The 25,645-nt window shown below is 73.7% G+C and carries 22 protein-coding genes; 9 read left to right on the plus strand and 13 right to left on the minus strand.

Going from position 1 to position 25,645, the window contains the following annotated elements:
- Window positions 1-90 precede the first annotated feature (90 nt).
- The 7 genes from OG900_14515 to OG900_14545 all read right to left on the minus strand — a co-directional run bounded on the left by OG900_14515 (window position 91) and on the right by OG900_14545 (window position 8,818).
- Window positions 91-2,646 (minus strand): SpoIIE family protein phosphatase, encoded by a 2,556-nt coding sequence (locus OG900_14515; GenBank protein ID WUH95758.1) that lies wholly within the window; start codon window positions 2,644-2,646, stop codon window positions 91-93.
- 286 nt (window positions 2,647-2,932) lie between these two features.
- On the minus strand, window positions 2,933-5,488 hold the full coding sequence (locus OG900_14520; protein ID WUH91198.1) for a PAS domain-containing SpoIIE family protein phosphatase/ATP-binding protein: 2,556 nt from the start codon (window positions 5,486-5,488) through the stop codon (window positions 2,933-2,935).
- Window positions 5,489-5,662: 174 nt separating this feature from the next.
- Window positions 5,663-6,067, minus strand: coding sequence for a (deoxy)nucleoside triphosphate pyrophosphohydrolase (locus OG900_14525; GenBank protein WUH91199.1), 405 nt, complete (start codon window positions 6,065-6,067; stop codon window positions 5,663-5,665).
- Complete coding sequence (locus OG900_14530; protein ID WUH91200.1) at window positions 6,064-6,300, minus strand: SPOR domain-containing protein; 237 nt, start codon at window positions 6,298-6,300, stop codon at window positions 6,064-6,066. The genes OG900_14525 and OG900_14530 overlap by 4 nt, the downstream gene beginning before the upstream one ends.
- Window positions 6,297-6,818 carry an RpiB/LacA/LacB family sugar-phosphate isomerase gene (locus OG900_14535; GenBank protein ID WUH91201.1) on the minus strand — a complete coding sequence of 174 codons (522 nt, stop codon included), beginning with the start codon at window positions 6,816-6,818 and terminating at the stop codon, window positions 6,297-6,299. Before OG900_14535 ends, OG900_14530 begins: the two co-directional genes overlap by 4 nt.
- Window positions 6,819-6,940: 122 nt before the next feature.
- Window positions 6,941-7,693 (minus strand): GntR family transcriptional regulator, encoded by a 753-nt coding sequence (locus OG900_14540; GenBank protein WUH91202.1) that lies wholly within the window; start codon window positions 7,691-7,693, stop codon window positions 6,941-6,943.
- Between the two features lie 108 nt (window positions 7,694-7,801).
- Complete coding sequence (locus OG900_14545) at window positions 7,802-8,818, minus strand: DUF4190 domain-containing protein (protein WUH91203.1); 1,017 nt, start codon at window positions 8,816-8,818, stop codon at window positions 7,802-7,804.
- A 93-nt stretch (window positions 8,819-8,911) separates the two neighbouring features.
- On the opposite strand from OG900_14545, the gene OG900_14550 reads away from it, so the two are divergent.
- From OG900_14550 to OG900_14560, 3 genes are all read left to right on the plus strand, one after another.
- The gene (locus OG900_14550; GenBank protein ID WUH91204.1) at window positions 8,912-9,487 is read left to right on the plus strand and encodes a sigma-70 family RNA polymerase sigma factor; all 576 of its coding nucleotides are present in this window, start codon (window positions 8,912-8,914) and stop codon (window positions 9,485-9,487) included.
- On the plus strand, window positions 9,484-10,671 hold the full coding sequence (locus OG900_14555; GenBank protein ID WUH91205.1) for a hypothetical protein: 1,188 nt from the start codon (window positions 9,484-9,486) through the stop codon (window positions 10,669-10,671). The genes OG900_14550 and OG900_14555 overlap by 4 nt, the downstream gene beginning before the upstream one ends.
- A gap of 98 nt (window positions 10,672-10,769) precedes the next feature.
- Window positions 10,770-12,125, plus strand: a complete 1,356-nt coding sequence (locus tag OG900_14560) for a glycoside hydrolase family 18 protein (protein WUH91206.1) — start codon at window positions 10,770-10,772, stop codon at window positions 12,123-12,125.
- Window positions 12,126-12,204: 79 nt separating this feature from the next.
- On the opposite strand, the gene OG900_14565 is transcribed toward OG900_14560, so the two are convergent.
- Complete coding sequence (locus tag OG900_14565) at window positions 12,205-13,029, minus strand: oxidoreductase (GenBank protein WUH91207.1); 825 nt, start codon at window positions 13,027-13,029, stop codon at window positions 12,205-12,207.
- A gap of 89 nt (window positions 13,030-13,118) precedes the next feature.
- Here OG900_14565 and OG900_14570 point away from each other — a divergent pair, with 89 nt between their 5' ends.
- Entirely contained in the window at window positions 13,119-14,024 is a 906-nt protein-coding gene (locus OG900_14570; GenBank protein ID WUH91208.1) for a LysR family transcriptional regulator, read from the plus strand.
- Window positions 14,025-14,051: 27 nt separating this feature from the next.
- Here OG900_14570 and OG900_14575 read toward each other — a convergent pair whose 3' ends face one another.
- Together OG900_14575 and OG900_14580 are read right to left on the minus strand one after the other, a co-directional pair.
- Window positions 14,052-14,510 (minus strand): hypothetical protein, encoded by a 459-nt coding sequence (locus tag OG900_14575; GenBank protein ID WUH91209.1) that lies wholly within the window; start codon window positions 14,508-14,510, stop codon window positions 14,052-14,054.
- Window positions 14,507-16,672, minus strand: a complete 2,166-nt coding sequence (locus tag OG900_14580) for a DEAD/DEAH box helicase (protein ID WUH91210.1) — start codon at window positions 16,670-16,672, stop codon at window positions 14,507-14,509. Before OG900_14580 ends, OG900_14575 begins: the two co-directional genes overlap by 4 nt.
- A gap of 186 nt (window positions 16,673-16,858) precedes the next feature.
- Here OG900_14580 and OG900_14585 point away from each other — a divergent pair, with 186 nt between their 5' ends.
- A complete protein-coding gene (locus OG900_14585) occupies window positions 16,859-17,287 on the plus strand; it encodes a nuclear transport factor 2 family protein (protein ID WUH91211.1) in 429 nt (142 codons plus the stop codon).
- Window positions 17,288-17,318: 31 nt separating this feature from the next.
- Here OG900_14585 and OG900_14590 read toward each other — a convergent pair whose 3' ends face one another.
- On the minus strand, window positions 17,319-18,062 hold the full coding sequence (locus tag OG900_14590) for a LysR family substrate-binding domain-containing protein (protein WUH91212.1): 744 nt from the start codon (window positions 18,060-18,062) through the stop codon (window positions 17,319-17,321).
- A gap of 58 nt (window positions 18,063-18,120) precedes the next feature.
- Between OG900_14590 and OG900_14595 the strand changes: the two genes are divergently transcribed.
- A complete protein-coding gene (locus tag OG900_14595; GenBank protein ID WUH91213.1) occupies window positions 18,121-18,516 on the plus strand; it encodes a DUF5997 family protein in 396 nt (131 codons plus the stop codon).
- A 589-nt stretch (window positions 18,517-19,105) separates the two neighbouring features.
- Here the strand turns inward: OG900_14595 and OG900_14600 are convergent.
- Window positions 19,106-20,455: a chloride channel protein gene (locus OG900_14600; GenBank protein WUH91214.1), complete on the minus strand. Its 1,350-nt coding sequence runs from the start codon at window positions 20,453-20,455 to the stop codon at window positions 19,106-19,108.
- Window positions 20,452-20,793 carry a hypothetical protein gene (locus tag OG900_14605; protein ID WUH91215.1) on the minus strand — a complete coding sequence of 114 codons (342 nt, stop codon included), beginning with the start codon at window positions 20,791-20,793 and terminating at the stop codon, window positions 20,452-20,454. Before OG900_14605 ends, OG900_14600 begins: the two co-directional genes overlap by 4 nt.
- 284 nt (window positions 20,794-21,077) lie before the next feature.
- Here OG900_14605 and OG900_14610 point away from each other — a divergent pair, with 284 nt between their 5' ends.
- The 3 genes from OG900_14610 (at window position 21,078) to OG900_14620 (ending at window position 25,639) form a co-directional block, all read left to right on the plus strand.
- A complete protein-coding gene (locus OG900_14610; protein WUH95759.1) occupies window positions 21,078-22,898 on the plus strand; it encodes a glycoside hydrolase family 15 protein in 1,821 nt (606 codons plus the stop codon).
- 3 nt (window positions 22,899-22,901) lie between these two features.
- Window positions 22,902-23,834, plus strand: coding sequence for a cyclase family protein (locus OG900_14615; GenBank protein WUH91216.1), 933 nt, complete (start codon window positions 22,902-22,904; stop codon window positions 23,832-23,834).
- 224 nt (window positions 23,835-24,058) lie between these two features.
- Entirely contained in the window at window positions 24,059-25,639 is a 1,581-nt protein-coding gene (locus tag OG900_14620; GenBank protein ID WUH91217.1) for a GMC family oxidoreductase, read from the plus strand.
- Window positions 25,640-25,645 lie beyond the last annotated feature (6 nt).

The raw sequence follows: 25,645 nt of genomic DNA on the forward strand, positions 1-25,645 counted from the left end.
ACCGCCCTCGTGCCGGGCGTACTCGGGCGACAGCGACAACGCGGCAACGTACCGCCTGGCGTATCGACCGGCGGTGCTGGGGCCTGACGGTCAGAACATGCTCAGCAGTTCGTCCACCGTCGGGGTCGCGACGTGGGACTGCCGTCCGGGCAGGGCGAGTTCGAACCACACCGTCTTGCCGCGGTGGGTGCGCCTGCTGCCCCAGCTCTCGCTGAGCATCGTGACCAGTTGCAGCCCGCGGCCGCCCTCGTCGGTGTCGCGTGCGCGGCGGCGGCGCGGCTGGACCAGGGCGCTGTCCCACACCTCGCACACCAGGGTGCGGTCCAGCAGCAGGCGCAGCCTGATGTCGCCGTAGCCGTGCCGCAGCGCGTTGGTGACCAGCTCGCTGACCAGCAGTTCGGTGGTGTCGACCAGGTCGCCGAGGTCCCAGGCGAGCAGCTGCTCGCGGGCCAGCTCGCGGGCCCTGGCCACCGACGTGGGCTGCGGCTTGAGCGTCCAGTCGCCGACCTGGTCGGCGGGCAGGCCCTGGATACGGGCCATCAGCAGCGCGATGTCGTCCTCGCCGTGCGCGGTGTCCAGGGTGGCGAGCACGTGGTCGCAGATGTCCTCCAGCGGCCGATCCGGGCCGTCGAGGGACAGCCTGAAGGCGTCGAGGCCCTCGTCCAGCGGGAGGCTGCGCGACTCGACCAGGCCGTCGGTGTAGAGCGCGAGCAGCGCCCCCTCGGGCAGCTCGACCTCGCTCTCCTCGAACGGCTCGCCGCCGACGCCCAGCGGGACCCCCCTGGGCAGTTCGAGCAGCAGCGGCGACTCGCCGGGTTCCACGACGACCGGCGGCAGATGGCCCGCGTTGGCGATCGTGCAGCGGCGGGTGACGGCGTCGTAGACGACGTAGACGCAGGTGGCCAGGTAGACCTCGGTGAGGTCGGACTCTCCGTGCTCCTTCGTCCTGCGGGTGCGGCCGGGGGTGGGGGCGCCCAGGCCCCGTACGACCTCGTCCAGGGCGCTGAGCACCTCGCCGGGCTCCAGGTCGAGCATCGCCAGCGTCCGCACGGCCGTGCGCAGTTCGCCCATCGCGACCGCGGCCCGCAGGCCGCGGCCCATCACGTCGCCGACGACCAGGGCGGTGCGGTGCCCCGGCAGTTCGATGACGTCGAACCAGTCGCCGCCGACCTCGGTCTCCATGCTGCCCGGCAGGTAGCGGCAGGCGATGTCGAGGCCCGCGGCCTCCGGGTCGTCAGGCGGCAGCAGGCTGCGCTGGAGGATCAGCGCGCGTTCGTGCTCGCGGCGGTAGAGGCGGGCGTTGTCGATGAAGATGGCGGCACGCGCGGCCAGTTCCTCGGCCAGCATGCGGTCGCGCTCGGTGAAGGGCTCGCTGCCCTTGGCGCGGGAGAACTGCACCAGGCCCAGGACCGTGTCGCGGGCGACCATCGGCACCACGAGGGTGGACTGCACCATGGCGCCGCCCAGGTCCTGCCCGCCGTCGCCGTCGAGGAACTGCGGCTGCGCGGTGCGCAGCGCGCGGGCGCTTGCGGAGCTGAAGCGGTAGCGGTGGACGGAGCCGACGGCGACCGGGCCGTCGTCGGCCGACACGTCGTCGTCGTCGCCGGCCATCGCGACGGGCGCGTCGGAGACGGAGCTGGCGAAGGCGACCCTGCGCAGCTCGCCGCTGCCGTCGGTGGTGCCGGCCAGCTCCTCGGCGCCGGACAGCAGCGCCTGGTAGAGGTCGACGGACGCCAGGTCGCAGAAGTGCGGCACCGCCACGTCGAGCAGTTCGCGCGCGGTGGTCTCCAGGTCGAGCGAGGTGCCGATCCGCGCGCCCGCCTCGTTGAGCAGCGCCAGGTTGCGCCGGGCGTGCGCGGCCTCGCGCTCGGCGCGCTGGCGTCCTGTGACGTCCATCGCCAGGCCCGCGACGCCGATCGGGCGGCCTGAGGAGCTGTGCAGCCGGTAGAGGGAGATCGACCAGCGGCGCCTGCCCGGGTCGCCGGGCACGGTGCCGACCAGGGGCATGTCCAGGACCGCCTCGCCGGTCTCCAGCACCTGGCGCAGGGCGGCGGTCAGCCGGTCGGCCTCGACCCGGGACAGGAAGTCGTGCGGGCCGCGCCCGCGGTGCTCCTCGGCGGGGCGGCCGAAGACGGTGGCGAAGCGGTCGTTGACCCGGATCAGCCGCAGCCGGTTGTCGAACAGCACGAAGCCCATCGGGGACTGCCCGAAGACCGCCTGGGAGGCGGCCAGATCGGTCTCGATCTGCCGCAGCGTGGCCACGTCGACGGCGATGCACAGGGCGCCGCGGTCGGCGGGCATGACATAGACCTCGGCCAGGCCCTCGGCGCCCGACGCGTCGCTGTACGGGACGAGTCCGGTCCACTCGCGGCCGTTGAGGATGTCGGTGAGCCGCTCGTGGCCGCGGTCCTGCACGTGGGGAGGCGCGAACGCGGCGATGGGGTCGCGGCCGACGGCGTCGTCGGCGGAGACGCCGAAGAATTCGGCGGCCCTTTCACTCCACTGCTCGATACGTCCGTCGGGGCCGAGCGAGAACGACGCGACTCGTATGTAGTCGTAGATGGAGCCGGGCGGACTTGACTGCCAGACCGCGGTCTCTGCCGCCGCGTCCGGATCGTCTCCTGGCGGAACCGCCCCTGCTGGCATGTCGCTCACTCGCCCGACCCCTCCAGCTCAGCACACATGGACCGGTTGGAGCTGAGTATTCAGCATGCGGACCGTCCAGCACACGGTCTTGTCGATCACAGCATCATCTCGGCTCGTGGGGCACGGGGGCCGTCCCCTGGACACCTCGGTCGCACCTTTCGCTCTCGTCTCTTCGGGATACCCGGCACACGCCCCGCGAACCATTTCGGTGATCACAACGGGGGCGCTGTGGCGGTGGTCACGGGAGCGGCCGTCACGGCTGTCACGGAAGTACCGGTTCGAACCATCACGGCAGCGCGAGTTCGAACCACACGGTCTTGCCGAGCGGCCCGTGCCTGGTCCCCCAGCGCCGCGACGCGCCCGCCACGAGCTGCAGCCCGCGGCCGCCCTCGTCCTCCGCGGTGGCGACCCGCTCGCGCGGCGGGTCGGGCAGCGGGTCGGACACCTCGACCAGCAGCGACGCACCGCGCGCCATCCGCACCCCGATGGGGCCGTGCGCATAGCGCAGCGAATTGGTCACCAGCTCGCTGACCAGCAGCACCGTCACGTCGGTCAGCTCGGACAGGTCCCATTCGGCGAGCGCGTCGCGCACCCGGCGGCGGGCCAGCCGTACGGCGCTGGCCTCGGCGGGGAATGTCCACGCGGTGGTGGCACCGCTCGGCAATGTACCGAGGCGGGCCATCAGCAGGGCCACGTCGTCGGGCTCGCGCCCGGGTTCCATGGTGGCGAGCAGGTCGTCACAGGCGTCCTCCAGCGAGTCCAGCGGGCGGCTCAGGGTGGAGCGGAGCCGTTCGAGGCCGGTGTTGATGTCGTGGCGGCGGGACTCGACCAGGCCGTCGGTGTAGAGCACCAGGACGGTGCCGTCGGGCACGTCCAGCTCGGTCGTCTCGAAGCGGACGCCGCCGACGCCCAGCGGCACCCCGGGCGGCAGGTTGTCGAGCAGCCGCGCGGTGTGCCTGCCGGGCTCGTCGCCGGGCTCGATCAGCACCGGCGGCGGGTGCCCGGCCTGGGCGATGGCGCAGCGGCGGGTCGCGGGGTCGTAGACGGCGTAGACGGCGGTGGCCATCCAGCCGTCCGACTGGCTCTGCGCCAGGTCGTCGCCCAGCTCGCTGATGCGCCGCAGCAGCTCGTCCGGCGCCATGTCCAGGCCCGCGAGGGTGCGCACCGCAGTACGCAGCCGGCCCATGGTGGCCGCCGCGGACAGGCCGTGGCCCATGACGTCGCCGACGACGAAGCCGACCCGGCCGCCGGCCAGCGGCAGCACGTCGAACCAGTCGCCGCCGACCTCGGCGACGCTGCTGCCCGGCACGTAGCGGTAGGCGACGTCGACGCCCGGCGCGGCCGGTGTGGAGCGGGGCAGCAGGGAGCGCTGGAGCATCAGGGCGCCCTCGCGCTCGCGGACGTACAGCCGTGCGTTGTCCAGCGCGGCGCCCGCCCGGTCGGCCAGCTCCATGCCGAGCGCCATGTCCTCCTGGTCGAACGCCTCGCGCCCGCCCGCCCTGCTGGCGATCAGCAGCCCGAGCACCACCCCGTGCGCGCGCAGCGGCAGCACGAGCATCGACTCGATGCCGACGGCGAGGGTCGCGCGCACCTTGGGGTCGTCGGGGGAGGTCAGGTGCGACAGCTCGTCGCGCGTCGAGAGCAGCCGGGGCCGCCCGGTGGCCAGCACCTGCCCGAAGGGCGTCTTGCGGTCGAAGGACATGGCCTGCCCCGGCCTGATCATCCGCACCACGTCGGGGCTCCAGGTGATCGCCCCGACGCCGCTCTGCCGCATCGGCGTGGTGTCGGTGTACGCGGCCGAGGGCAGCTCGCCGCCGTCGGGCAGCTGGGAGTGCAGGACCACGCCCGAGTAGTCGCAGAAGGTCGGCACCAGCGCGGCGGCCAGTTCCTCGGCATTGCGCCGTACGTCCAGCTGCCCGGCGATCCGCGAGCCCACGTCGTTGAGCAGCGCCAGCCGCCGCCGGGCACGCTCGGCCTTGGCCGCGGCCTCGACCCGCTCGGTCACGTCGATCACGGTGGCGCTGATCCCCAGCACCCGGCCCGCGCGGTCCGACAGGCGGTGGTAGGACAGCGACCTGTGCCCATGCCCGGTGGGCGCGGGCGAGACCAGGTCGATCACCGGCCGCCCGGTGACCAGCACGTCCCGCTGGAGCGCGGCCAGCGACTCGGACGCCCTGACGTCGAGCACCTCGGTGACCGTATGGCCGATGTGCTCGGCGGCGGGCCGGCCGTTCAGCCGGGCCAGGGCGTCGTTGACGCGGACGAAGCGCAGCTCCCGGTCGAAGATCGCGACGCCCAGCGGGGAGGCGTCGAAGAGCGAGTCGAGCGCCGCGAGGTCGTGCTCCAGGGTCCGCAGCCGGCTGGTCTCCACCATGGACGCCAGCACGAAGGGCCGGCCGTCCCCGTCCACCAGCAGCGACGCCCGCGCCTCGACCTGCACGGCGTGCCCGTCGCGGTGCCGCAGCGACAGGATGCCGTCCCAGCGCCCGTCGCCCAGCAGCTCGCCGAGGATCTGCTCGGCCTGCCCGGCCGACGGCATGACCTCCTCGGGCCCGCCGGGCGGCTGCCCGCCGGGCCCGAACAGCCCGCCGACCCGCCGCCCCACGATGTGCTCGCCCGCCCACCCGAGCACCTCCTCGGCGAGGGGGCTCCACAGCAGCACCCGCCCCGAGGTGTCGAGCATGACGACCGCGACCCGCAGGGTGTCCATCAGCGTCCCGGCACCGGTGCCCGCGACCCCGGCGTCCTCACCCCCGCCGGGGTCGGGCAGCGGGTCGGTCAGGTCGTGCGGGTCGTCCCGGGGCGGCGGCTCGGCAGACGGGGTGTCGCCGCTGGCGGTCATGCGTCGCACCCCCGACCGGGTCGGGCCGGATCCACCCGGCCACCTACAGGGATCTATCCCCTTTTACCCGATATTCCCCCATGCACCCGCTCGCCGCGTCCCCACCGCCGCCGCCAGGAGGAGGCCGGCTCGCCGGTGACGTGGACCGGGACCCGGGCCGCGGCACCGCGGGGGTCAGGACCCGGCGCCCAGCCTGGACGCCACCCAGTGCACCGCGGGGCGGTCCTGGGGGAGCCAGTCGACGGTGTCGACCTCCGCCTGCCCGAGCCAGCGCAGCTCGTCGTGGTCCTGGAGGGGGCGCGGGCTGCCGGACAGCAGCCGGGCCGTCCACACCTGGAGCAGCAGAGCGCCGCCGGCCACCGGCCACTGGCCCGGCACCCTTTCCAGCGGCTCGGCCTCGACGCCCAGCTCCTCGCGCAGCTCGCGCACCAGCGCGCCGGGCGCGGTCTCACCGGGCTCCAGCTTGCCGCCCGGCAGCTCCCAGCGCCCCGCGAGGGCGGCGGGCGCCGTGCGGCGGGCGGCGAGCAGCCGGCCCTCGTCGAGCAGGGCGGCGCCCACCACCAGCCGGGGAGGCGTCACGCCTGGGCCAGGCGGGGGGCGACGCGCTCGATGACGTAGCGGCGCTGCTCCGCGCCGCCCTGCTCCCGGCCGCCGTTCTGGGCCGGCCGCTGGTCCCGGCTGTCGAGCTGGTCGGCGATGCGCTCGGCCTCGGCCCGGGTGGCGTAGCGGCCGACCCGGTAGCGGTTGGCGCCGTCGTCCTGGCGTATGAGGACCCATACGAGGTCGGACGTCATGAGGTCATGCCCTTTCACTTTGCACTGCCGGCGGGTGCGCCGGCAGCGGTCTCGTGCACGGTGGGGGCCGGCTGCGCGGCGGTGGGGGCCGCGGACCCGATCGCGTCGAGGTGGGCGATGTTCGCGCGGTCCTCGGCGTCGCGGTCCTGGTCGGCGCCGGCCGCGAACCACGCGTCGAGGATCTCGGCGAGCAGCCCGCCGGACAGCGTACGCAGGCTGAGCGCCAGCGCGTTCGCGTCACTCCAGACCCGCGCTCCGCGCGCGGCGTACGCGTCGGCGCACAGGGCGGCGCGCACGCCGGGGACCTTGTTGGCGGCCATCGAGGCGCCCGCGCCGGTCCAGCAGCACACCACGGCCTGATCCGCCGTGCCGTGCGCGACGGCGCGCGCCGCGGCCTCCGCGCTCCAGGCCCAGTCCGCGCGGTCGCCGTCGCGGAGCGCGCCGAACACCTCCACCGTGTGGCCGCGGCGGCGCAGGTCGTCGACGACCTGCCGGGCCGGTGGCTCATCCATGTCCGAGGAAACGGCGATGCGCATATGCCCGACCCTACGCCCGAGGTTCACAGCGCGGGTACGCAATGACACGAAGAGGGACCGATCCGGCCATCCGTTCGACCAGAAGTCGACGGGCCGTCAGCCCGCCCCACCTGCCCGCCTGCTCACCTCACGGGCAGGTGGTAGACCGCCCGGTAGCGCTCCGCGGGGATCACGACGTCGGCGGTCTCCACCGGCCGGCCGGAGGCGTAGTACGTACGCCGGATCTCGATCACCAGGTGGCCCGGCACCCCGCCGAGCGCGGCGGTCTCCGAGGCCAGGCCCGGCCGGGCGCCGACCTCCTCGGCCATGTGGTCCACCGTCACGTCGATGGCCGCCATCCTGGCCACCACGCCCTGCCCGCCGACCGGCCCCTCCTCGGGCAGCAGCACCGGGGTGCGCCCGGTGAGCGACAGCGGCTCCCACGAGGTGGACAGCAGCGTCGGCTCGCCCTCGGTGCGGAAGAGGTAGTGGGTGCGCATCACCCGCTCCCCCGGCTCGATCCGCAGCCGCTCGGCCACGTCCAGCGTCGCCGCGTCCTGCACGCTGCGCGACTCCCAGGTGCCCTTGCTGCCCTCGTCGGCCTGCTCCTGCCGGTAGGGCGTGGACGGCCCTGCCGGCCGGTAGCCGCTGCGGACGATCCGCCGGGGCCGCGGGCGCTCGCGGACGTAGGTGCCCGAACCGGACCGGCCCTCGACGAAGCCCTCGGCCATCAGCACCTTGCGCGCCTCCAGCGCGACGGTGTCGGAGACGCCGTATTCGGTGCGGATTCTGGCCTGCGACGGGAGCCGGGCGTGCGGCGGGAGCGTGCCGTCGAGGATCTTGCGGCGCAGATCGTCGGCCACGCGCAGATACGCAGGCTGCTCACCGAATGCCACGGGTTGCCCCTCCCAGGGGGTTGACTGTCCGCGACAGCTTCGCAACCCTGGGTACTCGACCGCAAGCCCACCCCCGAGCCTCACACTCCGCTCACGCCCCGGTCGCGCTCACACCCCGACGTCAGAACCGCCGGAGTCGTCGGACCCGCCGGAGCCACCGGAGTCGCCCGCCCGGCTCCCGCCGGTCTTCACCGAGCCGCTCACCTTGCCGCCGGGCGAGCCGAAGAAGCAGATCACCGACCGCTCGTGCCGGGCCCAGTTCGCGCCCGCGGGCAGGTAGAAGTACAGCTTGTCCGACGACGGCGGCACCTTGCCGTCGAGGTAGGTGTGGGCGTATTTCACGCAGTTGGTCTGCGCGTCCTCGGTGACGTTGTCCACCCCGGGGTACGGGTCGTCGGAGCCGGCCTGGATCTCGTAGACCGCGAAGGCCTCGGCGTCGTGCGCGTCGGTGCAGTCCACGACGTCCACCGTGCGGGAGCGCGTGTCGTTGTCCGTGCCGAAGTCGGACAGCTTCGCGTCGACCGTGTTGAAGCACTGGCCGGCCCTGAGGTCCACGACCTGGGTGTTGCCGTCGTCCAGGACGCCGGCCGCGGCGAGCGCGATGATCGTGGCGAGCCCGATCGTCCACAGGCTGGAGAGCGTGATCCCGGCGACCGCCATGCCCTTGCCGCGCTCACCGCGCCGCTTGACCTGCTGGAGCCCGACCAGGCCGAAGATCAGGCCGAGGAAGGGTATGCAGGGCAGGATGCCGACGACCAGCGCGGCGATCGACATGCCGTTGGTGGCCCGCTCGCCCTGCGCGTACCAGCCCTGCTGGCCGGGGTACATCGCGGCACCCACCGGCGCCGGGTAGCCGTACGCGGGCTGCTGCGGCTGCCCGGCCGCGCCGGGGTAGGGCGGGCCGTACGGCCCGGGGGCGGCGTACGGGTTGTCCTGCGCGGGCTGCTGCTGGGGCGGCTGCTGCTGCGCGTACGGATTCGGCGGCTGCCCGTACGACGGCTCCGTGTAGGCGGGCTCCGAATACTGCGGCTGCCCGTAGGACGGCAGACCCTGGTACGGCGGCTGGCCAGGCGGCGGCACACCGTCGGGCGACGGCGGCGGCGGAGGCGGCGGGGGTATGTCCACGCGGGGAGTTTACGGTCCTGGCGAACGCTTGCGGCGGCGGGCGGCAAGTAGGGGGTGCGGCCGGGAGACGAACCGGCCGGACGAGGAGGGGAAATGGACGACGATGACGGCGGCGACGCGTCCGCGCTCGCCCGCTCGGCCCGCGACCCGGCGGCTTTCGAGCCGCTGGTCGCACGCCATACGCGCACGCTGCACGGCTATCTGGCCCGGCGTGCGCCGGGCGCGGCCGACGACCTGGTGGCTGAGGTGTGGCTGCGGGCCTTCGCCGGCCGCGCCGGCTTCGACCCGGCGCGCGGCACCGCCCGCGCCTGGCTCTTCGGGGTCGCCCGGCACGTACTGGCCGCGCACTGGCGGGAGTCGGCGCCGGTCGGGAAGGCGTCCGACCTCGCCGAGACCGACCCCTGGCACGCGGTCGACCAGCGGCTCGACGCGGCGGCGGTGGCACCGCTGATCCGCCGCGTCATACGCGAACTGCCGCCGGTGGAGCGCGAACTGCTGCTGCTGGTGATCTGGGAGGAACTGACCCCGAGCGAGGCGGCCGCCGTCGTCGGCATACCGCAGGGCACCGCCCGCTCCCGACTGCACCGCGCCCGCACCCGGTTGCGGGACGCGCTCGACCCGGCCGTGGCAGGCGCCACGGCCCGCGGAACGACAGGAGACCCGACATGAACGACATCACCGGCGGCCGCACGGCCGCCGACCAGGACCCGGTGTCCGCGGCCGTCGACGGCTTCGACGGCTTCGGCACCTCCGACCTCCTCGGCCTGCCCGGCATGGACCGGATGGCCGCCGCCCGCACCGTGGCGCCACCCGCCGCGGACGTCACGGCCCGCGCGGAGGCCGTGGTCACGGCGGCGGTGCAGCGCGCACAACTCGCCGGCGCGGACATCGCGTTGGACGACGCCCCGGGCGCGGCCGTGCCGGTGCGCCGGCGCTTCTTCCGGCGGCGCTGGATCGCGTCCGCGGCCCTGGTGGCCGCGGCGGCGACGGGCGTCGCGGTCCTGCCCGCGGTGGACCTCGGCGGCGGGTCGGCGGCCAGCGCGAGCGCGGCGGACTTCCTCAAGGGCGTCGCCGACCGGTCCGCCGAGCAGCCGTGGAAGGGAACGCCGGAGGCGTGGGAGGTGGTGAGCGACCAGTGGGTCGTCGGCTACGGCGCGGGCTACCACGACGAGATCCACTTCGAGCACGGGACCGAGGTCGAGAGGTCGCGCGGTGCCAGGACGATGACCTACAGCGGTTACGACAAGTACGGGCCAGGATGGTTCGCCGGCGAGGACCTCGTCGACTGGAACCACCTGAACAGCCTGCCGACCGACGTCACGGCCCTCACCGCCCGGCTGACCGGCGGAATCTCCGCGGGGCAGGCCTTCGACAACATCGGCTCGATGCTGGCCACCTCCCCGGCGAAGCCGCAACTGCGGGCCGCGCTCTTCCGGGTGCTCGCCGGCCTCGACGGGGTGCGACTGGACGGCGCGGGAAAGGACTCGCTGGGCCGCGAGGGCACGGAGGTCAGCGCGTCGCACGACCACGTGACCTTCCGGCTGCTGGTCGAGCCGGCGACCGGCACGCTGCTGGAGGAGGCGCAGGTGGGCGAAGCGGACGTGCCGGCCTACACCAACTGCCCCCGCCCGCCGATGCCGAAGCCGGGCAGCACCTACACGAGCCAGGTGCCGCCCATGCCCGACCCGAAGCGGCCGCCGATTCTCCGGGGCAGCGGATCGGTGACATGCCCGCTGCCCGCGACCAAGGCGGGTGACCTGCTCGCGGTGGAGACCTATGTCTCCGCGAAGCCGGTCCGACTGCCCGACCGGCTGAGGGGCATTCCCTCGACGCCGCGGCCCGCACAGCGGTGAACGACTCGGTGCCGTAACCGGGTTGCCGGGGGGAACGGCGGAACCGATTACGCCGTTCCCCTTGACCGTTATTGGTCCAGACCAATACTTTCTGCGCCATGCGTCGACGAATTCTCGGCCGTATGGCCGCCACGGCCGCCACACTCTCGCTGGTCGCCGTCCTGCCCGCCCTCACCGGCGGCAGCACCGCGCAGGCCCACGGCGGGCACTCCCCCGCCAAACCCTCCTACAAGAGCGTCGGCTACTTCACCCAGTGGGGCATCTACGCCCGCAACTACCAGGTGAAGAACGTCCAGACCTCAGGCACCGCCGGCAAACTCACCCACCTCAACTACGCGTTCGCCAACATCGGCGCCGACGGCAAGTGCTTCGAGGCGAACGTCGCGGGCGAGGGCGACGCCTGGGCCGACTACCAGCACCCGGTCGACGCCGCGACCTCCGTCGACGGCACCGCGGACACCGCGGAGCAGCCGCTGGCCGGCAACTTCAACCAGCTGCGCGAACTCAAGGCCAAGAACCCCAAGTTGAAGGTGCTGATCTCGATCGGCGGCTGGGGCTGGTCGACGCACTTCTCCGACGCGGCGCGAACCGCCGCCTCACGCAAGGCACTTGTCTCGTCCTGCCTGGACATCTTCATCAAGGGCGATCTCCCGCTGCTCGACGGCAAGGGCGGCCCCGGCTCCGCGGCCGGCCTCTTCGACGGCATCGACATCGACTGGGAGTGGCCCGGCTCCTCCGGCGACGCCGACACCGTCTACCGGCCCGAGGACAAGAAGAACTTCACCGCGCTGGCGGCGGAATTCCGCAAGCAGCTGGACGACTACGGGCGGCACACCACCCACAGGCACTACGACCTCACCGCCTTCCTGCCGGCCGCGCCGGCCAAGATCGACGCCGGGTTCGAGGTGAAGAAGATCTTCAAGTACCTGGACTTCGGCACCGTCCAGGGCTACGACTTCCACGGCCCCTACGAGACCGGCACCAACCAGCAGTCCGCGCTGCGCGCGCCGCGCGACTCGCCGGTGCCGAACGACTTCAGCGACACCCAGGCCATCGGCGACTGGCTGCACCGCGGCGCCCCGGCCTGCCGGCTCGTGCTCGGCGTGCCCTTCTACGGCCAGGGCTGGACCGGCGTCCCCGACGGCGGCACCGCCGGCCTCTTCCAGCCCTCCACCGGCCCGGCCCCGGCCACCTGGCAGGCCGGCAACGAGGACTACCACGCGCTGAAGGCACTGGCCGCCTCCGGCACGTACACGGTGCACCGCGACACGCGGAACGGCTTCGCCTGGCTCTACGACGGGACGAACTTCTGGACCTACGACGACCCGCAGGTGCTCGCGGCGAAGACGGCCTACATCCGCGATGCCCACCTGGGCGGCGCGATGGCCTGGTCCCTCGACGGCGACACCGCTGACGGCGAGCTGATCTCGGCCCTCCACCGCGGCCTGTCCTAGGGCGCACGCGCTCCCCGCACCCGAGCGGCCCGCCCTCCGCGTCCTCAGGAGGGCGGGCCGCTCGGCTGCATGGGGCCGCTCACTCGAAGTGCGTGGCGCGGGCCCGCTTCTCCCAGGGGGCGATGTCGTCGCGGACCTGGTCGAGGTGGCCGAGGACGGCGTCGACGCCGTCCTCGCCGAGGGGGAGGCGCAGCGGCGTGCTGTCGGCCTCCAGGGCGGCGAGGATGAGGGCGGCGGCCTTGGCCGGGTCGCCCGGCTGGGTGCCGTCGGCGCTGGCGGCCATCGCGCGGGTGCCGCCCACCGTGGCCTCGTAGTCGGGGATTTCGGGGCTCACGGTGACCTTGCCCATCAGCGAGGTGCGGAAGGCGCCGGGCTCCACGATCAGCGTCCTGATGCCGAGCGGGTTCACCTCGGTGGCGAGCGCCTCCGTCATGCCCTCCAGGGCGAATTTCGTGCCGCTGTAGGCGGAGAAGCCCGCGAAGGACATCTGGCCGCCCATGCTGCTCATCTGGACGACGGCCCCCGACCTGCGGGCCCGCATCGACGGCAGGACCGCGCGGACCAGCGCCGCGGGCCCGAAGACGTGGACCTCGAACAGCTCGCGCAGCTCCGCGTCGCCGGTCTCCTCGAAGGCGCCCACGTGGCTGCGGCCCGCGTTGTTGACCAGGACGTCGATCCTGCCGTGCCGGGCGAGCACGTCGGCGACGGCCGTGTCGATCGCCGCGGTGTCGGTGACGTCCAGCGCCAGCGCCTCCACCTGGTCGGGGTGTGCGGCGACGAGGTCGTCGAGGGCGGCGACCCGGCGCACGGCGCCGACCACGACGTCGCCCGCGGCCACCGCGGCCTCGGTGATCGCCCGACCCAAACCGCTGTTCGCACCGGTGACCAGCCACACCTTGTTCATCGTCAGCTCCCGTTTCGTGTTTCCCGCTGTCCTGGTGACAAGCCTGCCGCGAATCCCGGTTGCCGGTCCAAGACCCGCCGTGATAGCCGATGGTTATGGACGTTCACGGTCGGGACCTGCGGTATTTCGTCGCCGTCGCAGAGGAGCTGCACTTCACCCGTGCGGCGGAGCGGCTCTTCGTGTCGCAGCCCGCGCTGAGCAAGCAGATCAGGGCGCTGGAGAAACAGCTGGGCGCGCCGCTCTTCGACCGGGACCGGCAGGGCGTCGCGCTGACCGCGGTCGGCACGGCCCTGCTGCCCTACGCGCAACGGGTGCTGGGCGAGTGGGACCAGGCGTGGGCGGCGGTCGGCAGCGCGAAGGCGGCGCAGGTCAGCACGCTGGTGGTGGGGATGAGCACCAGTCCGGGCCGCGGCGGGCTGCTGCCCGCGGTCCGCTCGCGCTTCACCGCCGCGCGCCCCGAGGCGGTCCTGCGGCTGCGGCAGGTGAGCTGGGACGACCCGACGGCGGGGCTCGCGGACGGCACGAGCGACGTGGCGTACGTATGGCTGCCGCTGCCCGACCAGGAGCGCTACGGCACGCTGGTGGTCGCCGAGGAGCCGCGGCTCGTCGCCCTCCCGGACCGCCACCCGCTCGCGGCCCGCGACACCGTGGACTTCGCCGATCTGCTGGACGAGCCCTTCCTCGCGCTGCCGGCCGCCGCGGGCCCGCTGCGGGACTACTGGCTGGCCGCCGACGCCAGGGCGGGCCGCCCGGCGCGGATCGGCGCGGAGGTCGCGAGCACGGAGGAGACCTACGAGGCGCTGGTCGCGGGCCTCGGGGTGGTCCTGCTCGCGGCGGGAAACGCCCCGCTGATCACGCTGGGCGGCGTCACGACCAGGCCGGTGCGCGGCATCTCCCCGAGCCGTTTCGCCCTGGCCTGGCCGCACGGCACCGCGAACCCGCTCACCCGCGCCTACGCCGACGCCTGCCGGCACGCCCGCGCGGCGCGGGCGTAGCGCTCACCCCTGGCCCATGCCGTCCTCTCAGTCGCCCACGACGTCGCCCACGACGTCGTCCTCGACGCCGTCCTCGATCCCGTCCTCGATCGGCATCAGGCGCTGCTCGCGCCTGGCCTTCCGCGCGGCGGCCTTCCGCTCCTTCGCCGCCCGCTTCTCGGCGGCCGCGGCCTCCTTGGCGTCGTTGCTGTCGCTGATCAGCTCGGCGACCGAGAAGCGCATACCCGTGGTCAGCCTCCCGTCGCCGTGGACGTAGTGGAAGCCGTCCTCGGTGCGGTACAGCCGCCGCCTGGCGGTGGTGTGTCCAGCGCCGTCCACGTAGTCGGTGACGGCCTCCTCAAGGCGGGCCAGCGCCTCCTCTCGGGTGCCGGTGACCTCGCCCACCACGCGCGGCTGGTAATAGCCGTTGTACCTGCCCCGCGCCTCCTCCACGATCAGCCCCCACCGCAGCACGGCCACCGCCGCCTCCCCCGCTCCTGTTGTCAACCGGTCCTCCCCGACAGCCTGTTCTGTTCTTCCTCGACGATCTGCCGGGCCAGCGACACGTCGGAGACATCCACGGCGTCGGGCGCCGCCTCCGCCACGTCGCTGCGGCGGGCGTAGGCGTCGAAAAGCCGCGACTTGTCCCGCAGGATCGCCAGCAGCCGCTCGTCCACGCCCGTCGTGGTGAGCAGCCGGTGCACCCGCACCGCGCGCACCTGCCCCATCCGGTGGGCGCGGGCCACCGCCTGGTGCTCGGTGGTCGGTTTGACCTGCGGCTCGCACAGGACCACCACCGAGGCCGCCTGGAGGTTGAGCCCGACACCGCCCGCCTCGATCTGCGCGAGCAGCACCGCGTGCCCGCCCGACGCGGTGAACGCGTCCACCAGTTGCTGCCGCCGCACCGGCGCCACCGACCCGGTGAGCGGCCCGAGGACGGCGGGGCCGAGGGCGTCCGCGACCGTGCCGAGCACGTCGCGGAAGTAGGAGAAGACGACGACCTTGAGGCCGTCCTCGGCCGCGTCCGCGACGATCTCGCACAGCCGCCGGAGCTTCGCGGACTTCTCCGGGTCCGCGTAGGCGGCCCTGCGCATGGCCATGAAATTCCCGCCGAGCACCGCCGTCCGGTAGGCGTCCTGGTCGGCCGCGCTGAATTCCGTCCACTCGTCGGTGTGCACCAGCGCGGGCAGTTCCGCCAGCACGTCGTGCTGGTTGCGCCGCAGGTAGGCCGGTGCCACCGCCCGCCGGAAGGCCTGCGACCCGGCGGCTCCCGCCCCCTCGGCGGCGCCCGGCCGCTCCAGCAGGCCGGGCTGCAAGTGCGCGACCAGGCTGCGGAATTCGGCCACCCGGTTCTCCATCGGGGTGCCCGTCATGAACAGCACCCGCTCGCAGCGCGCGGACCAGTCCGCCACCGCGAGCGACCTCCTGGCCTCCGGGTTCTTCACGTAGTGCGCCTCGTCCACCACCAGCATGGCCACCCGCAAGTCCGCCTCGGGGGCGGCGAATCCGCGCAGGGCGTCGTAAGTGGTCACCCCCACACCGCCGCCGGTCCGCCACTCGGCGAAGGCGTGGCGCCGCTCGGGGCCGTGCAGCGGCACCGCCCGCAGCGCGCTGCGGGCGCCGATCTCCCGGGTCCAGTTGACCAGGACGCCCGCCGGGCACACCACCAGGAAGTGCGTGCGGCCCTGCGCGGCCAGGTGCGCCAGCGCGGCGATGGCCTGGATCGTCTTGCCGAGCCCCATCTCGTCGCCGAGCAGCACCCTGCGCTGCGCCAGCGCGAAGCGCGCCCCGAAGGCCTGGTAGCCGCGCAGCGACACCCGGCGGTGGGTGCCGTCCAGCGGCTGGGCCCGCACCCGCTCGACCACGTCGGCCGGCAGGAAGCCCTCGGCGGCGGCCACGTCGGGGGCGCCGCCGGACAGTTCGGCCAGCAGGCTGTAGTAGTCGGCGGACCGCACCTCGAAGTCGACCCAGGCCTCGGCCTCGCCGGCCGGTTCGCGCAGCAGGTCGACGGACGCCTGGCCGAGCAGCAGCGGCGTCCCCTGCTTGTCCGCCCGCGCGCACAGGTCGGCGACCGCGTCGACCGCGGCCCGCGCCCGCTCCCGCCGCTCCCGGCCCGCGAACCACCGGCGCGGCCACCCGCCGGCCTCCGCGGCCCGCGCCAGCGGCGGGGCCAGCTCCGCCTCGACCTGCCGGGCCGCCTCGACGGCCCTGACCGCGTCAGGTCCTGCCACGGCGAGCCGGTGCAGCGCGACGACCAGTGCGGTGGTGCGCGGCTCGGGGTGCTCGACGTCGATGCGCACCGCGACCGTCTCGCCGACCGCCTCCGCGATCTGCCGGGCCGCCGCGTAGGCCTGGTCCGCCGTCTGAGGCCCTACGCCGGGGATCTGCCGCAGCCCGTAGCGCCCGGCGTCCAGCACCTGCCGCACCGAGCGGAAGCCGGCCGCCTCGATGGCGCCGAGCCGCAACCGGCCCTGCGTGACGTCCTTCAGCCGCGCGGCCGGGATCGACTCCAGCTCATGGGCGGCCAGTTCGGCCACGATCGGGCCAAGTGCGGCGCGTACTCCGGCGACCGCGCGCTCGTGGTCGGCGAGCAGCGCCCGCGCGGCGCCGAGCAGCCGCTCGCCGTCCGCCCGTGTCTCCCGCGGCTTCCGCCCACCCGCACCGCCCACGCCGACCCTCCCGGGCCATCCTCGCACGCGCCCTGGCCGCGCAGGCCCGCCCGCCGGACACGGGTGCCCACGGGCGGCGACAACCGGCGGTTGTCAAAGCCGTCCAGAAGCTGTTGGACCGCGGTGCGGCGAACGGTATTGGCTGGTCAGAGCTAGTACGGAGCACGTGCCAGAAGGAGCCACGCCATGACCGCCGCACCCGCCGCACCCCCCACCCCCAAGGCCGTCGTCACCCGCTACGTCGAGGCCGTCCGCGACGGCGACCTCGCCGTAGTCCGCGGCAGCTTCGCCCCAGACGCCACCTGGGACTATCCCGGCAACCTGCCTATCTCGGGCACATGGAAGGGCCGCGACGCCATCGTCGAGGACTTCCTCGGCGGCATGGGCACCCGCCTGATGCCCGGCGCCCCCCTGGTCATCGCCCTGACCAACGTCATCGCGGACGGCGAGCAGGTCGTCGCCGAGTGGACCTCGGACGGCACGACGGCGGCGGGCGCCGCGTACAGCAACCGCTGCCTCGGCGTCTTCACCGTCCGCGACGGCCGGATCACCTCGATCCGCGAATACGCCGACACGCACCACGTGGCCGAGGTGCTCTTCCCCGCCGGGGAGTGACCAGCCGGAACGGCCCGCCGGAGTGACCGGACTAGCGGCCGCGCGGCTTTCCGCGCTTGGCGCCCTTCGGCGTCCTCTTGGCGGGCGCGGACCCGGTCTGCGACTTCGGCTTGGGCTTGGGCTTGGGCTTGGGCTTCTGCTGCGGTTCGGCCTGGGTCTGGGCCGAGCGGCCGCGGGTGCTGTTGGCGGTGCGGCCGCGGACGATGCCGATGAAGTCGTCCACCTGGTCGGTGGTCGCGTCCTGCGGCCAGGACAGCGCGACCTGCGACTGCGGGGCGTCGGTCAGCGGGCGGTAGGTGAGGTCCCTGCGGTGGTGCAGCCGGGCCAGCGACTGCGGGACCGCGAGCAGGCCCACCCCGGCCGCCACCAGCTCGATCGCGTCGACCGTGGTGGCGGGGCGCTCGCGGGCCGGGGTGCCGGGCGGGCGCTCCCAGCCGAGGGTGTCGTCCAGCGGGTGCAGCACGACCTCGTCGGCCAGGTCCGCCGCGGACACCTCCTCCACGGCCGCCACCAGGTGGTCCTTCGGGGCCACGACCACCGTGGTCTCGGTGTAGAGCGGGATCGCGCTCAGGTCGGTCCGATCGACCGGCAGCCGTACGAAACCGGCGTCCGCGCCGCGGGCGCGCAGCAGGTCCGCGGCCTCCGCGGCGGGCACCGGGAGGAGGTCCAGCGGGGTGCCGGGGAAGCGCTCGTGCCAGATCCGCACCCACTTGGCGGGCGTCACACCCGGTACGTAGGCGAGCCGGAACGCGGGGGAATCTTGCGAGCCTGTCACTCCGCAAGGCTATCGGCGATGGTCGGGGGCGTCGCACGCGCTCGTTACCCTTGACCGTATGACGTCGCAGAAGACCACCCAGACGATGAAGCCCGCCACCGCGGCGAAGAAGCTGGGTGTGTACCTCCAGGCCACCCCCGCGGAATTCCAGGAGGGTGTCGTCTCCCGCAGCGAGCTGAACGCGCTGCAGGCCGACCCTCCCCAGTGGCTCCAGGACCTGCGCCGCGAAGGCCCGCACCCCCGCCCGGTCGTCGCGGCGCGGCTGGGGGTGTCCATCGCGGGCCTCGCCCGCGGCGGCGTCACCGAGGCACTCACCACCGGGCAGATCGACGCGCTCAGGCAGGAGGACCCGGAGTGGCTCCGCCGCGAGCGCGCCACCCACGCCGAGGTCCGCAAGGAGGCGGCCCGCATCAAGGACAAGCAGGCCGAGCGCGCCGCCGACCAGTCCCGCTGACGTCCGCCCCGGCCGGGACGGCCGACTGTCCCGGCGTCCGTGCGACTCCGGCTGTGCACCTTCAGGACGAACTGGCGGAACCCTCCGGCCGCCGGGGTGATGAGCGGTCGCCCCATCCCTGTCCCGTCAGGTACTCGAGTTGAAGCCCGGACCCTCCGAACGCGACGACGGCACCAGCCGGCCCAGCACCCCCGGTTCCCCCGACGCCAACGCCCCCAGCGGGGTGCCCCCGTGATCCATGATCAAGCCGGCCACGGAATCCGCGGCCGACGGCGAATTCCCGTTCACGCGTGACCCGGTGGTCTCCCCGGCATCATTCATGGCAGTCTCCTCGTGCAGTCTCCTCGACCCGTTTTCGCGACGTCGCGCCCCCTCGCCGGGGACGAGCCGGCGGCACGTCACGCCACCGCCTGACCATCATCGGGGTGGGTCAAGCGGGAGACAAGACCGACAAAGGTCGGTTACGAGCCGGCTTCCGTACGATCAGGGCCAATTCCCCCCTTCCACCTCCCGGGGCATTCCCCGGTCGGCCCCGACACCCGCGTCCGTGCCGTCCCGCGGGCTGTCCGCCGGCGCCGCGTACCCGGGGTCAGGTGGCGGACGGGGCGGCGGGGTGGCGGGGGGTGGGGAGTCGGAGGGTGAGGACGTAGGAGACCACGACCGAGACGATCACCAGGGGCATGACCGTGATTCCCTCCTTGCCCAGGAGCAGGGTGGCCAGCAGCAGGGAGACCATGGGGAATTTGAGCATCGCGGCCGACATCGCGCCCACCCCCATCGCGAGCGCGGCGGTCACGCCGAGTCCGGGCAGGTGGGACATCGCGATGCCGCCGGCGGCGCCGATGAACATGGCGGGGAAGACCGGGCCGCCGCGGAAGGCGGACATCGACACGCTGTAGGCCGCCGACTTGCAGGCGACGAGCGCCACGAGCGCGCCGACCGAATAGTGCGCGCTCGCGGTGAGGAGCGGGCCGAGCGCGCTCTGCCCCGAGTAGAGGACTCCCGAGGCCGCGTGGCCGGTCCACTCCGCGTAGAGGAGGGCGATCACGCCGACGGCGACGCCGGCGGTCACCGTGGCCGGGAGCCGTCGCGGCTGGACCAGTTCCAGCAGCCGCAGGGCGAGCCGGCGGATCCCGGCTCCGAGCAGGGCCGCGGCCACTCCGATCAGCAGGGCCCAGCCGAAGCCGGCGGCGTCCGGTGCGGCGGCGTGGGGGACGCCCGGCAGGGTCAGCGAGTACGTGCCCAGGCCGGTCCAGGAGCCCAGCCCTGTGAAGATGAGCGCGCCGATGCCGGAGGCGAGCAGGCCGGGTACGAGGACGACGCCGAGCATCGGGCCCCCCAGGCCCGACATCTCCATGAGCAGGAACGCCCCGAGCAGGGGCGAGCCGAGCAGGGTGCTGACCGCGGCGAAGCTCCCGGAGGATCCGACGACGCCGACCGCCTGCTGCGGGAAGGACTTCCGTGTCAGCCGCAGCGCGCCCACCGCCAGCCCGCTGCCCAGCGCGATGAGGGGGGCCTCAGGGCCGAGGACCGCCCCGAGGCCGAGCGAGGCCACCGCGGCGAGCGCCACGCCCGGCAGATGCGCTGCCGGGGTCGGGCCCGACGCCACGAACCCGTGCGCCGGTTCGTGTCCGCCGCCGCCGGGCAGATACCGGACGAGCGGCCCCACGAGGAGCCCGGCCACGGCGAGCAGCGGCACCGGCCACCAGTCCGGCGTGCCGTGGAAGCCCAGGGCCTTCGGCAGGTCGGTGTAGGTCAGCGACTGGAGCTTGTCGACGAGCGCGAGGAAGCCGAAGGCCGCCACCGAGATCGGGACGCCGAGGAATGCGCCGATCAGCAGCAGCACGGCGTAGCCGCGGCTGCGGACGAGCGCGACCGGGTCCGGCGCGGCCGCCGGCGCCTTGCCCTCGGGCCCGACCGGATGCCCCGGCGCGCTCACGCGACCCTCCCCCGCGACACCCGGCCGCCCCCGGCCGCAACGGCCGGGACGAGCAGGACCGGCGTGTCCCCCGGCCCTGGCTCGGGCCTGCGGCCCTCGGTCACCGGTTCCAGCCGGTCGCCCTCGCGGACGACGAAGAGCAGGTCGCTGCGGGCGGGAAGCGGGAGGCCTGCGGAGTGGGCCACGACGGCGCCGGCCGCTCCTCCCACCACTGAGGTGACCGCGCTGGCGGCGAGACCCGCGAGCGCGTCGGCCGCGGTGTGCTGCGGGTCGGTGTCGACGGCGTGGAAGAGGGCCACCATCAGGCCCGTGCCGATCAGCACCTGGTCCGTCGTCACGGTGAGCCCTCCGAATTTCCGGCGGTCGGATGGGCCGACATCCGCTGCTGCTGTTCTCCTGCCGCGTCCACCTCCTCGTCGGGAGCGTGCGGCCGGCCCTGGAGGCGGTCAAGCCCGACACGTGCACACCGGGCGTACGGCCGCGGGCATTCACCCGATCGGTCCGATGCGGGCACAGAGAGTGACAACCGCATCGGGCGGCCCGGGGGCCGCGTGTGGCGGGGCCGCACGGCGGGCCGGATAGTGGGAGCGGTGGGGGCTTCCAGGAGATGCCGGAGAAGCCGATGGACCGCTATCCGCCGATCGCCGACCACGGCCTCGTCGGCGACCTGCAGACGGCCGCGCTCGTCTCGTCCCAGGGCGTGGTCGACTGGTTCGCGGCGCCGCGATTCGACTCGCCCACCGTTTTCGCCGCGCTGCTCGACCACGACCGCGGCGGGCACTTCCGTATCGCGCCCGAGCATCCCGACCTCAGCTGCAAGCAGCTCTACTACCCGGACACGGCGATCCTGGTGACGCGGTTCATGTCGCCGGACGGGGTGGGCGAGGTCGTCGACTTCATGCCCCCTGACCGGACCCGTGAGCCGACCGACCGGCACACGCTCGTCCGCCTGGTCCGGGCGGTGCGCGGGACGGTCGAGTTCGCCCTGGAGTGCCGGCCGCGCTTCGACTACGGACGGGCCGAGCACCGGCTCGACATGAGCCACGACGAAGCCCGCTTCCACGCGCCCGGGGCCGACGCCTTCCTCCGGACGACCTTCCCGCTCGAAGGCGACGGCAGGGACGTACGCGGCACCGTCCGGCTGGACGCGGGGCAGAGCGCGGGCGCGGTCTTCACCGTCTGCGCGCCGGGCGGCGACGCGCCCGAGCCCCTCACGGTCGAGTGGGTCTGCGCGCAGGTCGACGAGGTCGGACGGTTCTGGCAGGACTGGCTGCGCCAGTCGCGCTACCGGGGCCGGTGGCCCGAGCTGGTGCACCGCTCGGTGATCACCCTCAAGCTGCTGACGTACGCCCCGAGCGGCGCCCTGGTCGCGGCGGCCACCATGGGCCTGCCCGAGCAGGTGGGCGGGGAGCGCAACTGGGACTACCGCTTCACCTGGGTACGCGACGGCTCGCTCTCGGTGCGGGCCATGCTCGACCTGGGCTTCACCGACGAGGCCACCGCTTTCGTGCACTGGCTGGTGGCGCGGCTGCGGGAACGCCAGGGCAACGGGGACGAGCCCCTGCGGACGATGTACCGCGTCGACGGCGATCCCGACCTGCCCGAGGAGACCCTGGACCACTTCGAGGGCTATCGGGGCTCCGCGCCCGTACGCATCGGCAACGGCGCCGCCGACCAGCTCCAGCTCGACATCTACGGCGAGGCCGTCTACGCGGTCTCCCAGAGCCGGGATCTCGGACAGCAGGCCACCTACGAGGGGTGGAAGAGCTTCGCCGGGACCCTGGACTGGCTGGCCGACCACTGGGACCGCCCGGACGAGGGCATCTGGGAGACCCGCGGCGGCCGCGAGGACTTCACCTACAGCCGGGTGATGTCCTGGGCGGCTTTCGACCACGGCCTGGCCCTGGCCGAGCGCTTCCGCAGGCCGGCCGACATCGGCAAGTGGCGTGCGGCGCGCGACGCCGCCTTCGAGCAGGTCATGGCCCGCGGCTGGAGCGACAAGGAGCAGGCCTTCGTCCAGCACTACGGCGGCCATGTGCTGGACGCCTCGCTGCTGCTGATGCCGAGGGTCGGCTTCCTCGGCTCCAAGGACCCGCTGTGGCTGTCGACGCTCGACGCCATGGACCGCAAGCTCGTCTCCGACAGCCTCGTCCACCGCTACGACCCGGCCGCCTCGCCGGACGGGCTGCGCGGCTCGGAAGGCACCTTCAGCCTCTGCACCTTCCTCTACGTCGACGCGCTGGCCCGCGCGGGACGGCTGGACCAGGCGCGGTACACCTTCGAGAAGATGCAGACCTACGCCAACCATGTGGGCCTGTTCGCCGAGGAGATCAGTCCGAGCGGTGAGCAACTGGGCAACTTCCCGCAGGCCTTCACCCATCTGGCGCTCATCATGGCCGCCGGCACCCTCGACGACGCCCTCGACGCGGAGCAGGGGCGCTGACGCGTGGCCGCCCGAGGCGCCCCCCGGTTGACGGCGGCCGAGTTCGGCGCGCTCCACCGGCGCTTGGCGTCGGCCGCCTCCTGGGCGGCAGGCGGGCGCGGCGCCCTGGCCGCCCTCACCCCGGACCGGGTGGCCGCGGCCGCGGGCGAGGTGCGGACCGGGCGGACGGTCACGCTCGCCGCACCGGTGGAGACACGGCCAGGACCGGACGATCCCGAGCCCGCCAGGCACCGGATGATCGCCGTGCCCGGGGTGGACGCCGGAAGCGGGCTGCACTTCGCGAGGGACCGCTTCGCGATGAACGTGCACGGCGACGCCGACAGCCACCTGGACGCCCTGTGCCATGTGGTCTGGGACGGCACCCTGCACGGCGGGGTGCCGGCAGGCACCGTCACCCCGGACGGTGCGACAGCACTGACCGTGGAGTCGGCCCGCGACGGGATCGTCGGGCGCGGTGTCCTGCTGGACATCCCGCGGCTCCGCGGTGTGCCCTGGCTCGAACCGGGCGACCACGTGACCGCCGCCGACCTCAGCGCCGCCGAGGAGGCGCAGCAGGTCTCGGTGTCCGAGGGGGACCTGCTGTTCGTACGGGTGGGCCACCGCCGGCGCCGGGCCGAGCTGGGGGCGTGGGATGTGGCGGGCGCCAGGGCCGGGCTGCACCCCACCGCGCTGGACTTCCTGGCGGACCGCCGGGTCGCCGCGCTGGGCGGCGACGGCAACAACGACACCGCGCCCAGCTCGACCGACGGTGTGGACTTCCCCGTGCACGTGCTGGCCATCCACGCCATGGGCCTCCACCTGCTGGACTACCTCCGGTTCGAGGACCTGGCACCGCTGTGCGAGGCGGAGGGGCGCTGGTCGTTCCTGTGCGTGATCGCACCGCTGCGGCTGCCGGAGGCCACCGGCTCACCGGTGAATCCCATCGCCGTCCTGTGAGCGACGACGGTCGGCCGGGCGAGGGCCGGGGGGCGGGGCCCGCGGGCGATCGGGTGAAGGGCGGCCTGCCGCGCCGCCGCCGGCGTGCCGCCCCCGCGGTGACGCGATAGCTTCCGCTCGGGGACCAATGCCACCTTCCAGCAGATAACCGTCAGAACCATCCCGTAACGGGACCCGGTCGGCACCGGCCGGGACAGCGCGCGACTCCCAGAACGGGGCTTCGTATGGCCGGCGACCAGCACTTCGACGTCATCGTCATCGGCAGCGGAGCGGGCGGCGGCACCCTCGCCCACCGGCTGGCCCCCAGCGGCAAGCGCGTCCTGATCCTGGAGCGCGGCGGCTACCTGCCCAGGGAGCGGGACAACTGGGACTCCACCGCGGTCTTCGTCCAGGGCAAATACGTCGCACCGGAGACCTGGTACGACAAGCACGGCGGCCCGTTCACCCCGGAGATCAACTACTACGTCGGCGGCAATACCAAGTTCTACGGTGCCGCGCTCTTCCGGCTGCGCCCGGAGGACTTCGGGGAGCTGCGCCACCACGACGGGATCTCCCCGGCCTGGCCGATCCGCTACGAGGACCTGGAGCCGTACTACACGCAGGCCGAGCAGCTCTACCTGGTGCACGGGCGGCACGGGGAGGACCCCACGGAGGGCTCCGCCAGCGGACAGTACCCCCGTCCGCCGGTGGAGCACGAGCCGCGCATCCAGCAGCTCAGCGACGATCTGGAGAAGCACGGGCTGCATCCCTTCCACCTGCCGATCGGGGTGGACCTCACCCAGGACGACCGGGGCCGGGCCACCCATGCCAGCGCCTGCATCCGCTGCGACCGGGTCGACGGCTTCCCGTGCCTGCTGGGCGCCAAGTCCGACGCCCAGGTGATCTGCGTCGACCCGGCGCTGGAGCACGACAACGTCACGATGATCACGCACGCCCACGTACGGCGGCTGGAGACCGACGAGTCCGGCCGCACCGTCACCGGCGTGGTCACCGAACTCGCCGACGGGTCGACGGAGACCTTCGGCGCGGACATCGTGGTCGTCGCCTGCGGCGCGGTCAACTCCGCCGCCCTGTTGCTGCGTTCGGCGAACGACCGGCACCCGGGCGGCCTGGCCAACAGCTCGGACATGGTGGGGCGCCACTACATGCGGCACAACAACCTGGCCCTGATCGCCGTCTCCAAGGAGCCGAACCCGACCACCTTCCAGAAGACCCTGGCCCTCAACGACTGGTATCTGGGCGCGGACGACTGGGACTTCCCGCTCGGCGGCATCCAGATGCTCGGCAAGTCCGACGCCGACCAGATCCACGGGGACGCGCCGCGCTGGGCGGGGAAAGTCGCGCCCGACATGCCCTTCGAGGTGCTCGCGCACCACTCCGTGGACTTCTGGCTGTGCGGGGAGGACCTGCCGCTGCCCGAGAGCCGGGTCACCCTCGACGGGCGGGGAGCCGTCCATCTGGCCCTGGACGAGAAGAACAACATCGCGGGCCTCACCCGGCTCCGGCACAAACTGCAGAAGATGCTCGGGCCGCTGGGGATGCACGAGCACCATCTGCTCTCGCACAGCATCTACCTGCACAAGGGGATGCCCATCGGGGCCACCGCCCACCAGGCCGGCACGGTCCGGTTCGGCACGGACCCGGCCTCCTCCGCCCTGGACGTCGACTGCAAGGCCCACGACCTCGACAACCTCTACGTCGTGGACACGTCGTTCTTCCCGAGCATCGGCGCGGTGAATCCGTCGCTGACGGCCATGGCCAACGCCCTGCGGGTCGGCGACCACCTCGTCGCGCGCCTGGGCTGACGGGGG

Origin of the sequence: Streptomyces sp. NBC_00433, assembly GCA_036015235.1 — a bacterium.
GTDB lineage: Bacteria > Actinomycetota > Actinomycetes > Streptomycetales > Streptomycetaceae > Actinacidiphila.

Coding starts and splice junctions, on each gene's coding strand:
- OG900_14515 (WUH95758.1), bottom strand. CDS start 2,646: ATGCCAGCAGGGGCGGTTCCGCCAGGAGACGATCCGGACGCGGCGGCA.
- OG900_14520 (WUH91198.1), bottom strand. CDS start 5,488: ATGACCGCCAGCGGCGACACCCCGTCTGCCGAGCCGCCGCCCCGGGAC.
- OG900_14535 (WUH91201.1), bottom strand. CDS start 6,818: ATGCGCATCGCCGTTTCCTCGGACATGGATGAGCCACCGGCCCGGCAG.
- OG900_14550 (WUH91204.1), top strand. CDS start 8,912: ATGGACGACGATGACGGCGGCGACGCGTCCGCGCTCGCCCGCTCGGCC.
- OG900_14555 (WUH91205.1), top strand. CDS start 9,484: ATGAACGACATCACCGGCGGCCGCACGGCCGCCGACCAGGACCCGGTG.
- OG900_14560 (WUH91206.1), top strand. CDS start 10,770: ATGCGTCGACGAATTCTCGGCCGTATGGCCGCCACGGCCGCCACACTC.
- OG900_14565 (WUH91207.1), bottom strand. CDS start 13,029: ATGAACAAGGTGTGGCTGGTCACCGGTGCGAACAGCGGTTTGGGTCGG.
- OG900_14570 (WUH91208.1), top strand. CDS start 13,119: ATGGTTATGGACGTTCACGGTCGGGACCTGCGGTATTTCGTCGCCGTC.
- OG900_14585 (WUH91211.1), top strand. CDS start 16,859: ATGACCGCCGCACCCGCCGCACCCCCCACCCCCAAGGCCGTCGTCACC.
- OG900_14595 (WUH91213.1), top strand. CDS start 18,121: ATGACGTCGCAGAAGACCACCCAGACGATGAAGCCCGCCACCGCGGCG.
- OG900_14610 (WUH95759.1), top strand. CDS start 21,078: ATGGACCGCTATCCGCCGATCGCCGACCACGGCCTCGTCGGCGACCTG.
- OG900_14620 (WUH91217.1), top strand. CDS start 24,059: ATGGCCGGCGACCAGCACTTCGACGTCATCGTCATCGGCAGCGGAGCG.